Annotated in this window: 11 protein-coding genes; 2 read left to right on the top strand and 9 right to left on the bottom strand. The window is 68.5% G+C overall.

What is annotated here, in order from left to right:
- The first annotated feature begins 11 nt into the window (after positions 1 to 11).
- A complete protein-coding gene (locus N5D45_RS15475; protein ID WP_164191742.1) occupies positions 12 to 1,469 on the top strand; it encodes an esterase-like activity of phytase family protein in 1,458 nt (485 codons plus the stop codon).
- A gap of 138 nt (positions 1,470 to 1,607) precedes the next feature.
- Here the strand turns inward: N5D45_RS15475 and N5D45_RS15480 are convergent, their stop codons facing one another.
- From N5D45_RS15480 to N5D45_RS15520, 9 genes are all read right to left on the bottom strand, one after another.
- Positions 1,608 to 2,366 (bottom strand): 2,3-dihydro-2,3-dihydroxybenzoate dehydrogenase, encoded by a 759-nt coding sequence (locus N5D45_RS15480; RefSeq protein WP_010485235.1) that lies wholly within the window; start codon positions 2,364 to 2,366, stop codon positions 1,608 to 1,610.
- A complete protein-coding gene (locus tag N5D45_RS15485; RefSeq protein WP_279939254.1) occupies positions 2,357 to 6,247 on the bottom strand; it encodes an enterobactin synthase subunit F in 3,891 nt (1,296 codons plus the stop codon). Before N5D45_RS15485 ends, N5D45_RS15480 begins: the two co-directional genes overlap by 10 nt.
- Positions 6,244 to 6,501 (bottom strand): phosphopantetheine-binding protein, encoded by a 258-nt coding sequence (locus tag N5D45_RS15490; RefSeq protein ID WP_046986169.1) that lies wholly within the window; start codon positions 6,499 to 6,501, stop codon positions 6,244 to 6,246. The genes N5D45_RS15485 and N5D45_RS15490 overlap by 4 nt, the downstream gene beginning before the upstream one ends.
- Positions 6,501 to 7,133, bottom strand: a complete 633-nt coding sequence (locus N5D45_RS15495) for an isochorismatase family protein (protein ID WP_019337843.1) — start codon at positions 7,131 to 7,133, stop codon at positions 6,501 to 6,503. The genes N5D45_RS15490 and N5D45_RS15495 overlap by 1 nt, the downstream gene beginning before the upstream one ends.
- Positions 7,133 to 8,785 carry an AMP-binding protein gene (locus N5D45_RS15500; protein WP_057503682.1) on the bottom strand — a complete coding sequence of 551 codons (1,653 nt, stop codon included), beginning with the start codon at positions 8,783 to 8,785 and terminating at the stop codon, positions 7,133 to 7,135. Before N5D45_RS15500 ends, N5D45_RS15495 begins: the two co-directional genes overlap by 1 nt.
- Entirely contained in the window at positions 8,782 to 9,975 is a 1,194-nt protein-coding gene (locus N5D45_RS15505; RefSeq protein WP_057503681.1) for an isochorismate synthase, read from the bottom strand. The genes N5D45_RS15500 and N5D45_RS15505 overlap by 4 nt, the downstream gene beginning before the upstream one ends.
- On the bottom strand, positions 9,972 to 11,168 hold the full coding sequence (locus N5D45_RS15510; protein ID WP_057503680.1) for an MFS transporter: 1,197 nt from the start codon (positions 11,166 to 11,168) through the stop codon (positions 9,972 to 9,974). The genes N5D45_RS15505 and N5D45_RS15510 overlap by 4 nt, the downstream gene beginning before the upstream one ends.
- Positions 11,169 to 11,322: 154 nt before the next feature.
- Positions 11,323 to 11,634 (bottom strand): DUF3817 domain-containing protein, encoded by a 312-nt coding sequence (locus tag N5D45_RS15515; protein ID WP_057503679.1) that lies wholly within the window; start codon positions 11,632 to 11,634, stop codon positions 11,323 to 11,325.
- Between the two features lie 125 nt (positions 11,635 to 11,759).
- On the bottom strand, positions 11,760 to 12,695 hold the full coding sequence (locus N5D45_RS15520) for a TIGR03571 family LLM class oxidoreductase (protein WP_164191728.1): 936 nt from the start codon (positions 12,693 to 12,695) through the stop codon (positions 11,760 to 11,762).
- 66 nt (positions 12,696 to 12,761) lie between these two features.
- On the opposite strand from N5D45_RS15520, the gene N5D45_RS15525 reads away from it, so the two are divergent.
- Positions 12,762 to 13,211, top strand: a complete 450-nt coding sequence (locus N5D45_RS15525) for a GNAT family N-acetyltransferase (protein ID WP_010485217.1) — start codon at positions 12,762 to 12,764, stop codon at positions 13,209 to 13,211.
- Positions 13,212 to 13,296 lie beyond the last annotated feature (85 nt).

Consider the following 13,296-nt stretch of genomic DNA (forward strand, 5'->3'; position numbering starts at 1 on the left):
GGAGTCCACTGATGCTCACGACCGCCCTGCTGATGGCCACTCTCTCCGCCAGCGGATACTCCGCTCCGCATGAGGCGACGGGCGCAGCGCCGCGCACCCTGCAGCTGGGCGGTCGCAGCTATGTGGACAAAGGCCTGGTCGCCGCCGGGCGGCTGTCGGCGGGCACGGTGGACTTCCTGGGCGACACGCTGGGATCGTTCTCGTCGCTGGCGGTGCAGCCCGGCACCTGGAAGCGCACTGCCAACGGCTACGAAGGCGTGTTGTGGACCCTGCCCGACCGCGGCCGCAACGATCCCGGGGCTGGCCTGTTCTACGACTACACCGGCCGCGTGGAGCGCATGCAGCTGCGCATCGACGTTTCCCCGGGCAAGTCCGAGCTTGGCACGCTGACGATGGCGCCCGACAAGGGTGTGGTACTGAAGGATTTCAACGGGCAGCCGTTCACCGGTGCCGACCCGGGCGACCACACGGTCACCCAGCGCCAGGTGGTGCTGCCTTCGCCGGCCAGCGGCGCCGGTGCGGGCAAGGTCTCGCTGGATGCTGAGTCACTGCAGTTCACCGCAGATGGCCACTTCTATATCGGCGACGAGTACACCGCCAACGTCTACTACTTCGATGCGCAGGGCCAGGTGCAGGGTGTGATCGTGGCACCACCCGCGATCCGTCCGCAGCGCGACGGCAAGCCGGCGTTCGGTTCGCTGGCGCCACCGCAGACCGGCCGACGCAACAACCAGGGCGTGGAAGGCATGGGCCTGTCACCCGACGGCAGCCGCCTGTTCGTCGCCCTGCAGAGCGCGACGCTGCAGGACAGCGCGCAGGGCAACGCGGCGGGCCGCATCAACACCCGCGTGCTGGTCTACGACGTGACGGCCTCGCCAACGCCACAGCAGCCGATCGGCCATTACGTGATGGCTTTGCCTGCCTACGCGCACGACGGCAAGGGCAAGCTGGACCGAACCGCGGCGCAGAGCGAGCTGCGCGCGCTGGATGGCCATCGCTTTCTGCTGCTGGCCCGCGACGGAAACGGGCTGGGCAAGGACGGCGACGACCCGATCGTCTACAAGTCGGTGCTGCTGGTCGATGTGGCCGATGCCACCAACCTGGCCGAAAGTGCCTATGAAACCGGCACGGCCTCGGTTCTGGCCGACCCGACCGACACCGCGCTGAAGCCGGAAATCATGCCAGCACGCAGCGACGAACTGCTGAACCTGCTGGACCGCCCGCAGTTGGCCCGTGCCGGGCTGGACCTGGACACAAAGCGCGGCCCACATGCCGGACTGCTGTCAGAGAAGTGGGAAGCCATGGACGTGCTGCCGGCGCTCGACCCGCAGCACCCGAACGACGTACTGCTGCTGATCGGCAACGACAACGACTTCATCGCCCGCCACTGCCGCATGCAGGGCCAGGCCTGCGACAGCCCGTACGACAACGACAACCGCGTGCTGGTGTACCGCCTGACCCTGCCTTGAATCGTCGCCGGGCTTGGCCCGCCGCTACCGGATCAACCCGCTGTTTGTTGTAGAGCCGAGCCCATGCTCGGCTGCTTTTCCTTCAGGCATCCGTATCTCTGAAGGAACAGCCGAGCATGGGCTCGGCTCTACAAAAGCTCACCCACGCAGGGTGGCGCCGCCGTCCACATACAGGTCGCTCATCGCCACATGCCCGGCCTGTTCGGAGAGCAGGAACATCACCGAGTGCGCGATGTCCTCCGGGGTGGCCAGCTTGCGCAGCGGAATGCCGGCCTTGTAGGTTTCAAGGTTGCCGGCGATCACCCGCTCGGCACCATGCTCGTCCAGCCACATGCCGGTCTGCATTGGGGTCAGTGTTGAACCCGGGGCAACGATGTTGCAGCGGATGCCCAGCGGCGCCAGTTCCAGCCCGAGGCAGCGGGTAAACATCGTGGCGGCGGCCTTGGAGGCCGCATAGGCCGCCATGCCGTGCCTTGGTACACCGGCCGCATTCGAGCTGACGGTAACGATCGCGCCCTGCCGACGCGGTGACATCACCCGCGCCAACGCCCTTCCGACATGGAACACGCCATCGGCATTGACTGCAAACACCCGGCGCCAGTCGTCGTCGGTGGTCCCGGTGACGCCGCCCACATGCAGTACGCCGGCTACGCTGGCGGCCAGCATGATCGGCCCGATGCTGGACTCGACCTGATCCACCAAGGCGTCCACGGCGGCGCTGTCGGTTACATCGAGTGCGAGCGACTTCACCCGGGTATCGGCCACGCGCGGCGTCTCGCGATCGGTCGCCACCACCGTGCAGCCGGCCTCGGCCAACAGCCGTACCAACGCCTCGCCGATGCCGCCGGATGCACCCGTAACCAACGCCACGCGGCCGTCGAAACCGGTCAACTGCATGTTGCGATCTCCTGTTGCTCATCCCAGTGGCGCAGCCGCGCCGACAACCACGGCGCCAGCTGCGCCACCGCATCGCGGCCGGTCAGTTCGGCGTGCAGGAACGGCAGTTCCAGCGCCTGCACCCTGCGCGCGTGGGTCCGCCACAACGTCGATTGCAGCTGTGGCCGCGCCTGATGATCCCGACCCGCACGGACGTGCACCAGCGTGCCGTCGAACGGTTGGTGAATATGTTCGCGGATCAGTCGATTGGTGCCGGTCACCGCGCGCACCACGCCATCGAGCACCACATCCGGCAGGCTGCCGAGTGCACTGCCGCCACGGCGCAGGAACCCCAGAATGCGTTCACGGCTGTCGAGTTCCGGATGCGCATCCGGATCGTGGCCGGCAATCGCCAGCAATGCCCGCAATGCGGCGATGGGATCGGGTTCCGGTTCGGCCCGCCAGCACTCGCTGGGATACGCGTCCAGCAGCACCAGCTCGCCGACGTCGCGGCCGATTTCATGCAGGCGCACCGCCATCGCCTGGGCGAGGATGCCACCTACCGACCACCCCAGCAGATGCACTGGCCCCTTCGGCTGTAGTGCGACCACGCGCTGCACGTAGTCGTTGGCCATCGCCTCGATGCTGCTCGGCAGCGGCTGCCGGGCGTCCAGTGCCGGCGACTGCAGGCCGTACACCGGGCGTGCCGGCTGCAGTGCCCGGGCCAGGGTGCGGTAGTTCCAGGCGATCCCCCCGGCCGGATGCAGCACGAACAGCGGCGTGGGCCCGGCGGCGTCGGTTGCGGCCAATGCGATCACCGGCCCCAGTGCGTGATCGGCCAGCGCGGGAGGCTCGGCAATACGAACCGCCAGCGCGGCCACGGTGGGCTGCGCAAACAATGCACCCAGACCCAGATCGCAGCGCCAGCGCTGCTCGATCGCCAGCAGCAGGTGCACCGCCGACAGCGAATCACCGCCGAGACTGAAGAAATCTGCATCCACTGCCACCGGCGCCTCACGCCCAAGCGCCTGGGCGAACAACAACGCCAGCTCCTGTTCCAACGGCGTGCGCGGCGCCAAGCCGGCAACTTCAAGTTGCGGTGGCTTCGGCAACGCGTTGCGGTCGAGCTTGCCGTTGGCGGTCACCGGCCAGTGGTCCACGCCGACAAACGCCGAGGGCACCATATAGTCCGGCACGCGCGTGGCCAGGTGGCTGCGCAGCGTTACGGCATCGGCAAGCGCGGTCGGCAGATACGCCACCAGACGCACTTCGCCGGGAGCATCCTGGCGCAGCAGCACTTCCACCCGCTCCATGCCAGGCAGCTCGCGCAGTGCCGCCTCGATCTCGCCCAGTTCGATGCGCAGGCCGCGCAGTTTCACCTGGTGGTCGCTGCGGCCGAGATACTCGACCGCACCATCGCGGCGCCAACGGGCTACGTCGCCGGTGCGGTAGATACGCTCGCCCGCCCGGAACGGATCTGCAATGAAACGTTCGGCAGTCAGATCATCGCGACCGAGATAGCCACGCGCCAGCTGGACGCCACCCAGGTACAGGTCACCGGGCACGCCCACCGGCACCGGCTGCATCCGGGCGTCCAGCACGTACAGGCGGGTGTTCCAGACCGGGAACCCGATCGGCACCGGCCGCGAACGATCCTGCGCCGACGCCGGCCAGTAGCTGACGTCCACCGCAGCTTCGGTCGGGCCATACAGGTTGTGCAGCTCGGCATGCACACGCGCGTGGAAGCGGTCGCGGGACGAAGCATCCAGCGCCTCGCCACTGGTGAACACCCGTCGCAGCTGCAGCCCTTCGGAGGCCGGTGCAGCGAGGAAGGCATCCAACATCGATGGCACGAAATGCGCCGTGGTGATGCCATGCTCGCGGATCAGCCGCGCCAGTTCAGTGGGATCGCGATGCGCGTCCGGCCCGGCGACCACCAGCGTGGCCCCGCACAGCAGCGGCAGGAAGAACTCCCAGACCGAGACGTCGAAGGTGGCCGGGGTCTTCTGCAGCACGCGGTCATCGGCGCGGATGTCGTAGTGCTCGCGCATCCACAGCAGGCGGTTGACGATGGCACGGTGTTCGATGACCACGCCCTTGGGCTCGCCGGTCGAGCCGGAGGTATAGATCACGTAGGCCGCATCGTCAGGTGCCGGATCGGCCCACGGTGCGGCAAAACTCAGCGCAGTCCACTGCTCCGGCGCGAGCACCGGTACGCCGGCCACGCGCGCCGATACGTCCGCCGCAGCCAGTACGCACACCGGCTGTGCCGAGGCGAGAATACGCGCCAGGCGCTCGTCCGGATGAGCAAGGTCCAACGGCAGGTAGGCGGCTCCGGCACGCAGCACCGCCAGCAGCGCGATCACCAGCTCCAGCGAGCGCGGCAATGCCACCGCCACCACGGTGCCCGGGCCGACATCCATTGTCCGCAGCTGTGCCGCCAGCGCGAAGCTGCGCGCTTCCAGCGTTGCGTAGTCCAGCGTAGTGTCGCCGAACACCAGTGCCGGCGCGTGCGGGTCCCGATCCATGCCCTGCTGCAGCAGCTCGACCAGGGTCGTCTCCGGCAGGGCGTGCGCGGTGGCATTGAAGCCTTGCAGCACCTGCTGCACCTCGTCGGTCGTCGCCAGAGGTACGGCTGCGATATCGTCAGCCTGCAGTGCCGCCGACACGAAATGCAGCAACCGCGCCGCGTGCGCCTCGACATCCTCGCGACTGTACAGCGCGGGATTGGCCTCGATCTCCAGATCCAGCAGACGCTGGCCATCGCCGCGGAAGCCCAGCGTCAGGTCATCCACCGGCCCGGTGCACAGCACCTCCAGCGTCGCCTGCACGCCCGTCAGCGCCAGCGGCGTGTAGAACGGCTGCACATTCACCATGGGACCGTGCAGGCGCTGCTGCGCGCCCACCAGGCCCAGATCCCGGCGCAGTTGCTCGCCTCGGTAACGGCCGTGCTTGCGCCCTTGGCTGAGCTGCCGGCCCAGGCTGCGGGTAAAGGTTTCGACGCTGCCCTCGCCGGCGGCCACGCGCAGCGGCAACACATTCATCACCATCGCCGGTACCCGTGCCGACGCGTTGCCAAGCCGGCCCATGTAGGGCACGCCCAGCACCACTTCATCGGCCGCGCTCATCCGCCGCAGGTACTCGGCCGACAACGCGGCCAGCACGTCTGGCCAGGGCTGCAACCAACGTACCGATGCCTGCAGCAACTGCTCACGGAATGCCGCATCGAGCGGCTGCACCCAGCGCAGCGCGTCGTCACTGGCCGCGAGCGTACCGGCCAGGCCGACGCCCGCCGGTGCCCCCTGCATGTGCTCGCGCCACCACTGCCCGGCCTGCGTGCGGCGCGGGTCGGCACGATAGGCGGCATCATCGGCCAGCACGCCAGTCAGCCCCGGCAGTGGCTCACCGGTACGACCGGCATACAACGCGCACACGCGATCAGTGAACAGCGCCATGCCGTAACCATCGGTGGCCAGATGATGCACACGCAGGTACCAGACCCAGTGCTGCCCGCCCAGCTCAAGCAGCACCTGCTGACTGATCCGGTCGCGGGTGGGATCGACCGGGCTCAGCCGGTCGGCGTGCATCAGGTTGCGTGCCGCAGCGGCGGGATCCGTCTCGGTGGACACATCACGCACCGAAAGCAACGGCACGTGTGCGGGGTCATGCCACTGCAGCGGCTGGCCATCGGCCCCTTCGGCAAAGCGCAGTGCTAAGGCCTGGGCCTCGCCTGCAGCCTGGTCTGCCGCTGCGACGAACGCGGCCACGTCCAGCGGGCCATCGATCCACACCGCGTGCGCGGTATTGAATGACGGGTTGTCCGGTGCCAGCCGCTGTGCGAACCACAGTCCCGCCTGGGCCTCGGTCAATGCCACCGGCGTGGCCAGCGCGGCGGCGTTCATGCGTTCTGCGCGGCCTGCAGCGTCTGCACCACGTTCCACCACTGGCGCAGCGTGGTGTGTTCGGCCAACTGCGAGAACTCCAGCGGCAGGCCGGTGTTGCCCCAGGCCAGGACCAGGCCGAGCATGCGCATCGAATCCAGGTCCAGGTCGATCAGGTTGTCGTCGTCACCGATCTCTGCCGGTGTGCACTCCAGCACGCGCGCCACATCGGCACGCATCCGCTCCAGATCCAGCACCTCACCCGTGGCAGCCATCACAGCACCTCCAGCAGCTGGTCGGTGGTCATCGGCACCCCGCTGGTGCGTGCGATCCAGTGCAGCGCCTGATCATGATCGGCACGCGAGAAGTCCGCCACCGCGTCAGCGGCGATGAAGGCCTCGATGTCACGCTGGAAGGCCTCGACCACGGTCGCGGTGCAGCCGATATGGGCGTACACGCCGGTCACCAGCAGCTGGTCGCGCCCACGTACCCGCATCAGCGTCTCCAGGTTGCTGCGCTGGAAGGCGCTGTAGCGGTGCTTCACCAGCACGTGCTCGCCTGGCTGCGGTGCCAGCGCCTCGATGATCGGTTCGTGGTCGGCGCTGCGGCGCATGCCCGGCCCCCACAGATCGGCCTGCAGGCCACGGTCACGGCGATCCTGGTCACCATGCTGGGCGGTGTAGAACACCGGAATGCCGTGCGCGCGGCAGTGCGCCAGCAGCCGTGCGATGTTGTCCACGGCCGGCCGTAGCGGTGCATTACCGGCGTCGAAGGCGGCCAGGAAGTAACGCTGCATGTCGTGCACCAACAGCGCGACACGAGCGCGCTGCGGGCGCCACGGGCCACGCGCCTGCGGCAGTTCGGCGGCAGTCGGCAAGGGATAATCGGTGATACGGGGCAGCGCCATCAGCGCGTTCCTCCTGTCTGTTGCAGATGACGCGCACGCAATTGCGCGCGCAGTTCGCGGCGGCTGATCTTGCCGACCGCAGTGGTATCGAAACTTTCGACGAACACGACCTGGTCGGGCACCTTGAACGCCGCCAGGCCGCGCCCGCGCATCCAGGCCTTCAGTGCCGGGGCCTTGAACGGCTCACCCTGCGCGATCACGAACGCACAGCTGCGCTCGCCCAGATACTCATCGGGAATGGAGACCACGGCGGCGTCGAACACACCCGGGTGCGCCAGCAGGTGGTCCTCGATCTCCTCAGCGGAGATCTTCTCGCCAGCGCGGTTGATGTGGTCACCCGCACGGCCCTGTACCACCAGATAGCCACCGGGCAGCTGCTGCACACGGTCGCCGGTGCGATAGAAGCCGTCGTCGGTGAACGAGCGCGCATTGGCCACCGCATCGTTGTGGTAGCCACGGATGGTGTACGGGCCACGGGTGAGTAGATGCCCCACCTCGCCCTCGGCCACCGGCTGGTCATGGTCATCGACCACGCGCACTTCATCATCCGGACTGATCGGTCGCCCCTGGCAGGCCACGATCAGTTCTTCCGGATCATCCAGGCGGGTGTAGTTCACCAGCCCTTCGGCCATGCCGAATACCTGCTGCAAGGTACAGCCGAGGCCGTCGATCACCCGCCGCGCGGCTTCCGGCACCAGCTTGGCGCCGCCCACCTGCAGTACCTGCAGGCTGGACAGGTCATGCCTGCTGGTGGCGGCGGCCTGCGCCCACAGCAACGCCAGCGGCGGCACCAGGCCACAGCAGGTCACCCGCTCCCGTGCGATCAGCGGGAAGGCCGCATCCGGTCCGGGGCCGGGGCTGAGCACCACGCGGGCACCGGCGTACAGCGCGCCGAAGAAGCCGGGCGAGCTCATCGGGAAGTTGTGCGCAGCCGGCAGCGCGACCAGGTAGACGCTGTCGCGGTCTATGCCGCAGAGGTCATTGCTGGCGCGGAACGAGTAGATGTAGTCGTCGTGGGTACGCGGAATCAGCTTGGACAGCCCGGTGCTGCCTCCGGAAATCTGCAGGAACGCTACCGATTGCGGGTCCGGATCGACCGGCAGCTGGCTGCGATCGCCCTGCAGCGCCTCCAGCGCGACGAACTCCGCCGCATCGCCGTCGATCACCACATGGCGAACCGCCGGGACCTCGGCCTGCAGCGCCCGCGCCAGCCCGCGGTGATCGAAGCCGTCGTGCAGTGCCGTGGTGATGTAGGCACTGGCTTCGGCCTTGCTGGCGAAGTGCACCAGCTCGGTGATGCGGTGCGCCGGCAACGCGTACACCGGCACCAGCCCGGCACGGAACAGGCCACAGACCGTGGTGATGAAGCCTGCCGTGTTGCCCAGCTGCACCAGCACCCGCCCCCCTGGCTGCAGGCCCAGCGCCAACAGGCCGGCGCCGATCCGCCCGGCCTCGTGCCACAGCTGTGCATAGCTCAGGCGGACGTCGCCGGCGACCACCGCGATGTCATCGGCATAGCGTTCTGCACGGTCGCGCAGGAACGCCGGGAAGGTCTCGCCACGCCAGTGACCGGCCTCGCGATAGCGCGCCACCAGCGCGTCGGGCCACACCTGCTGCAGTGGCAGGCGGGAGGATTCAACGGAAGCATTCATGCGGCAGGCTCGATGGCGGGCGCGGATTCATGGACACCCAGCGCGTTCAACAGGGCAGCAAACTTCGCTGCGGTTTCAGCCACCTCGGCCTCGGGGTGCGACTCGGCGACGATGCCGGCACCGGCATACAGGCGCAGTTGCGTGCCCTGCAGGCGCGCGCAGCGGATCGCCACGTACCAGTCGCCGTCACCCTGCGCGTCCAACCAACCCACGGCGCCGGCATAGAAGCCACGCGGTACAGGTTCCAGCTCGCGGATGCGCTGCAGCGCCGCCAACCGCGGCGTACCGCAGACCGCCGGCGTGGGATGCAGCTGTGCCAACAGCTCGGCCGCCGATGTCTGCGGAACCTTCAGGGTGGCGTGGATGCGGGTGCCGAGGTGCCACATGCTGGCGGTGGCATGCAGCACCGGGCGCGGCTGTGCATCGATGTGGCTGCAGTACGGTGCCAGGCCCTCGACGATGGCTTCGACCACGTGGCGGTGCTCGTCGTGGTCCTTGGTCGAGGCCAGCAGCGCCTGCGCCGCACGCTCGTCCTCGGCGGCATCGGCACTGCGCCGCGCGGAACCCGCCAACGGATGCGACAACAGTTCGGCGCCGCGCTTGCGCAGCAGCAGCTCCGGCGTCGCACCGACCAGCCATGCCGGTGCCTGGCCCAGCTCCACCGGAAGCGGCACCGCGTAGGTCGCCACCGACGGATCCGCGCCCAGGCGTGCCAGCAGCACGTCCGGAGAAAGCGCCTGGCGGGTGCGTGCCAGCAGGCTGCGCGCCAGCACCACCTTGTGCAGGTTCTGCTCGGGCGCACGCAAGGCCTGCACTGCCGCAGCGACTGCAGCGGCATAGTCCTGCGGCACAGGTTCGGCCCGCAGGGCGCCGTCCAGCGGCGGTGCGGCCTGCGGCTGCAGTGCCAGCGCCGGCAGCAGGCGCTCGGGCTGGTACAGCGCATCGTCGGCACGCGGCTCGAACGGCACCGCGCCAACCAGCAGGCCCGGGCCGCCACGCTGCTGGGCAAAGAACTCCGAAACGCGTTCTGCCAACGTCGCCAGTGCACCGGCTGGCAACGTGGCGCGGCAACCGCGGGCGTGCACGTGCTGGCCGGCATGCTGCAGCAGGAACAGCGACGCGTCGTCGGTGCTCTCCTGTGGTGCTGGCGCAGCCTCCGGCCACGCGCCCTGCATCAGGGAATCGTTCATGGGGTCTCCTTCATCCGATGCGCTGCGGCCAGCGCGCACAGCAACAGCAGCAGCGCGCCCACCAGCAGGTAAGGCAGGCTTGGCCCGCCGCGATACAACAGCGTGCCGAGCATCGGACCGGCCACCATGCCCAGCCCTTGCGCGGCCGCCACGGTGCCTGCGGCGGCGCCCTGCTCGTGCGCCTCTACCGCATCGGCGGCCAGCGCCTGGAACGAGGGGAATACGAAGCCCATGCCGAACGCAGCCAGCGCATACGCCGCAGGCAATTGCCAGGCCTGCTGCACGCCCGCCACCGAAGTGAAGCCGATGCCGGAAATGAGAGCGCCGAGGACGATCCAGCGACGTGGATGCACCTCCAGCTTCATCACCAGCGCCTGCGCCAGGATCAGGCCGACGCCAACGGCGGTGAGTGCAATGCCGGCCATGCGCGCACCGGTCGCCGCATCCAGACCCAGGCGATCAATTGCGAAGAAGCCGACCGTGACCTGCGCGATAGTCACCGAGACCATGGCGATGAACGCTGCCAGCTGCGGCAGGCACAGGCGCGCGTCGAGGCGGCTCATCGGCGTGCGGCGCTGTGCGGACGCGCCCACCACGGGCGGTGTAGCCGGCAGCCGCCAGGCCAGCAATGCCAGTGCCAGCAACGGCAGCAGCGCGGCCACGTACAGCGCCAGCGACAGGTTCGTATAGGCCAGCCAGCCCGCGGCGGCCGGGCCGAGCACCATGCCCAGCGCGTTGGCACTGCCCAGGCGGGCGAGGAATTTTGCACGCTGTCCGGTGGGTGCCCTGTCGGCGATCAGCGCCGCTGCGGTAGGAGGCACAGCCGCGTAGAACAGGCCGATCAGGCCACGCGCACCGACCAGCACCAGCACTGACACCAGCACCGGCGGCGCTGCCTGCAGGGCGACATCGATGAACACCGCCAGCGCGATATAGACGACGGTGTAGGCGCTCATCGCCAGCATCAGCACGCGTTTGCGGCCGATGCGGTCGCTGAGCTGGCCCCAGGGGCGCGCGGCCAGCATCCACAGCACGCCTGCGGCGGTGACCGACAGGCCGGCATGCCACTCGGACAGGCCGAGCATGCGGACCACCGGGCCGATCACAGCGACGAAGGACATCATCGCCATGGTGCCGATCAGGGCAGCCAACACCAGCGCCGGCAAGCCGGGAACGACGGGACGTGCGTGCATGAAACACCAGCCGTAACAGGAAAGGATTGGCCGGGCGCGTCTGCACGCCCCGCCCGGCACCCGCCCCACTCAGGACCGGATGCCACCCTTAAATGATAACGGCTCGTATTTGCATTTGATACCCATTCTCTTGAATGGGCATGCAACAGTGGGTTCAGCGCATTGCACGCAGGCCCAGCAGACCACGGCGCTTGAACCACCACTCCAGCGGCAGCGTCACCAACGGCGGGATGGCCGCCAGCAGGGCCAGGGCACTGGCCCACCACGGCCAGCGCAGGCGCACCGCCGCAAACAGCGTGACCGCCACGTACACCAGGAAGGCCACGCCGTGCAGGGGCCCGAACAGCTTCACCAGCGCCACGTTGGTCATGGGGCCGTATTTCATCCACATGCCGATGAGCAGGCCGGCCCAGGTCACGGCCTCGATGAAAGCGACCGCGGCGAACAGGCGTCCGGTCGAGTGCATGGGGGAACGTTGGGTCACGCGGGGCTCCGGCATCGGGATATCAAATGCGAATGATACGCAGATGCGAACGCCATGTAGAGTCGAGCCGTGCTCGACTGCTGGAGCGTGTCCACCAAGGTGGACACCTACCGGAGTGTGTATGGCAGAACGTGCTCCCCGATCTCACGCAGCACCGCGTCCATCGGCCTCCCGTTGTCGACCAGGTTGAACATCACGTGCCCCACGCCCTGCGCATGCACGCGCAGCAGGTAGTCACGCAAGCCGTCGCGGCCGACCTTCAGGCCCAGTGGCAGCGGCTCGGGCGGTGCCTGCGGATCGGCCTGCAGATCCAGCAGCATCGACTGCACGAACGGCTTGCCTGGCCCAGCGCCTTGCGCCTGCGCCTGTTGCCACAGGCCGATGCGCCCTTCCTGCGCGGCCTCTTCGCGGTGATAGGTGGCCCAGCCTTCGGCTTCGCGTGCGATCCACTGCAGGCTCTGCCGCGCAGTGCCCACCACCAGCATCGGAATGCGCGTGGCCGGGGCCGGCAGTACGTCGAAGCCACCGGTGGCTTGCACTACCGCGACCCTTTCTTCGGACTCCGGTGACAACGCCGCGCGCAACAAGGTCCAGCGTTCACGGAACGTCGCCGCCCTGCCCTGCAGATCCTCGCCGAATGCGGCGAACTCTTCCGGCCGATCGCCAGACCCGAGGCCCAGCACGAAGCGGCCGTCGCTGATCCGGTCCAGGCTCAAGGCCGACTTCGCCACCTGCAGCGGATGGCGCAATGGCAGCACGATGGCCGCGCTGCCGACCACGATGCGCTCGGTCGCCGCAGCCAGCATGCCCAGCCACAGGAACGGGTCGTCCAACGCGCTCGTTGTCGCGTCCGGACCCTGCGGCACCATCAGCGGCACGTCGCGCGTCCACAACGCGGCAAAGCCCAGGTCATCGGCCAGTCGCGCGATACGTCGCGCCTCACGTGGATCGGCCAACCCATGCGACGCCACGGGCGTCATCAGGCCCAGGCTCAGACCCTGCTGCGGAAACAAGGCAGCGTACGCGGGATTGAAATCACTCATGCCGCCAGCTTAGCGTGAAGGCCTGCGGCAACAATGACGCGCCGCCCACCACCGGAAGAACACTGCATGCCGACGATCCGCCCCGCCCACGTCGATGACCTGCCCGCGATCAGCACGGTGTGCCTGGCTGCCTTCACTGCGGCGGTCGCACCTTCGCTCAGCGCGGCCGGCATCGCCACCTTCGGCAGCGTCGCCGCGGCCGAAGCGTTCGGCGCGCGCCTGCACGGCGACAACCACATCCTGGTGGCCGAGCAGGACGGCCGCGTCGTCGGCGTGATCGAACTGAAGGAAGGCCGGCACCTGGCGATGCTGTTCGTCGATCCCGGCTACCAGGGCCAGGGCATCGGCCATGCTTTGTTCGACGCGGTGCTCCCGCAGGTGCGCGAGCCGGTCCTGACCGTGCGCGCCTCACTCAATGCAGTGCCAACCTACCTGCGCTATGGCTTCGTGCTGGACGGCGACGTCGGCGAGTTCAATGGGCTGGTGTATCAGCAGATGGTGCGGGCAGCGGCCTGAAGGCATCCGCCGGCCAATGCCCGGCGGGCGTCATGCCCTGCGGCACGCCCGTCATAAGCAAACTGAATCAGCAGGCTCCCCGGCC

It is taken from the genome of Stenotrophomonas sp. GD03819 (assembly GCF_029841665.1).
Lineage (GTDB): Bacteria > Pseudomonadota > Gammaproteobacteria > Xanthomonadales > Xanthomonadaceae > Stenotrophomonas > Stenotrophomonas geniculata.

What these genes read in the sequence shown, in the direction of transcription:
- N5D45_RS15480 (WP_010485235.1), bottom strand. Translation starts at nt 2,366, where the DNA reads ATGCAGTTGACCGGTTTCGACGGCCGCGTGGCGTTGGTTACGGGTGCA.
- N5D45_RS15515 (WP_057503679.1), bottom strand. Translation starts at nt 11,634, where the DNA reads ATGCACTCGACCGGACGCCTGTTCGCCGCGGTCGCTTTCATCGAGGCC.
- N5D45_RS15525 (WP_010485217.1), top strand. Translation starts at nt 12,762, where the DNA reads ATGCCGACGATCCGCCCCGCCCACGTCGATGACCTGCCCGCGATCAGC.
- N5D45_RS15495 (WP_019337843.1), bottom strand. Translation starts at nt 7,133, where the DNA reads ATGGCGCTGCCCCGTATCACCGATTATCCCTTGCCGACTGCCGCCGAA.
- N5D45_RS15485 (WP_279939254.1), bottom strand. Translation starts at nt 6,247, where the DNA reads ATGAACGCCGCCGCGCTGGCCACGCCGGTGGCATTGACCGAGGCCCAG.
- N5D45_RS15505 (WP_057503681.1), bottom strand. Translation starts at nt 9,975, where the DNA reads ATGAACGATTCCCTGATGCAGGGCGCGTGGCCGGAGGCTGCGCCAGCA.
- N5D45_RS15500 (WP_057503682.1), bottom strand. Translation starts at nt 8,785, where the DNA reads ATGAATGCTTCCGTTGAATCCTCCCGCCTGCCACTGCAGCAGGTGTGG.
- N5D45_RS15520 (WP_164191728.1), bottom strand. Translation starts at nt 12,695, where the DNA reads ATGAGTGATTTCAATCCCGCGTACGCTGCCTTGTTTCCGCAGCAGGGT.
- N5D45_RS15475 (WP_164191742.1), top strand. Translation starts at nt 12, where the DNA reads ATGCTCACGACCGCCCTGCTGATGGCCACTCTCTCCGCCAGCGGATAC.
- N5D45_RS15510 (WP_057503680.1), bottom strand. Translation starts at nt 11,168, where the DNA reads ATGCACGCACGTCCCGTCGTTCCCGGCTTGCCGGCGCTGGTGTTGGCT.
- N5D45_RS15490 (WP_046986169.1), bottom strand. Translation starts at nt 6,501, where the DNA reads ATGGCTGCCACGGGTGAGGTGCTGGATCTGGAGCGGATGCGTGCCGAT.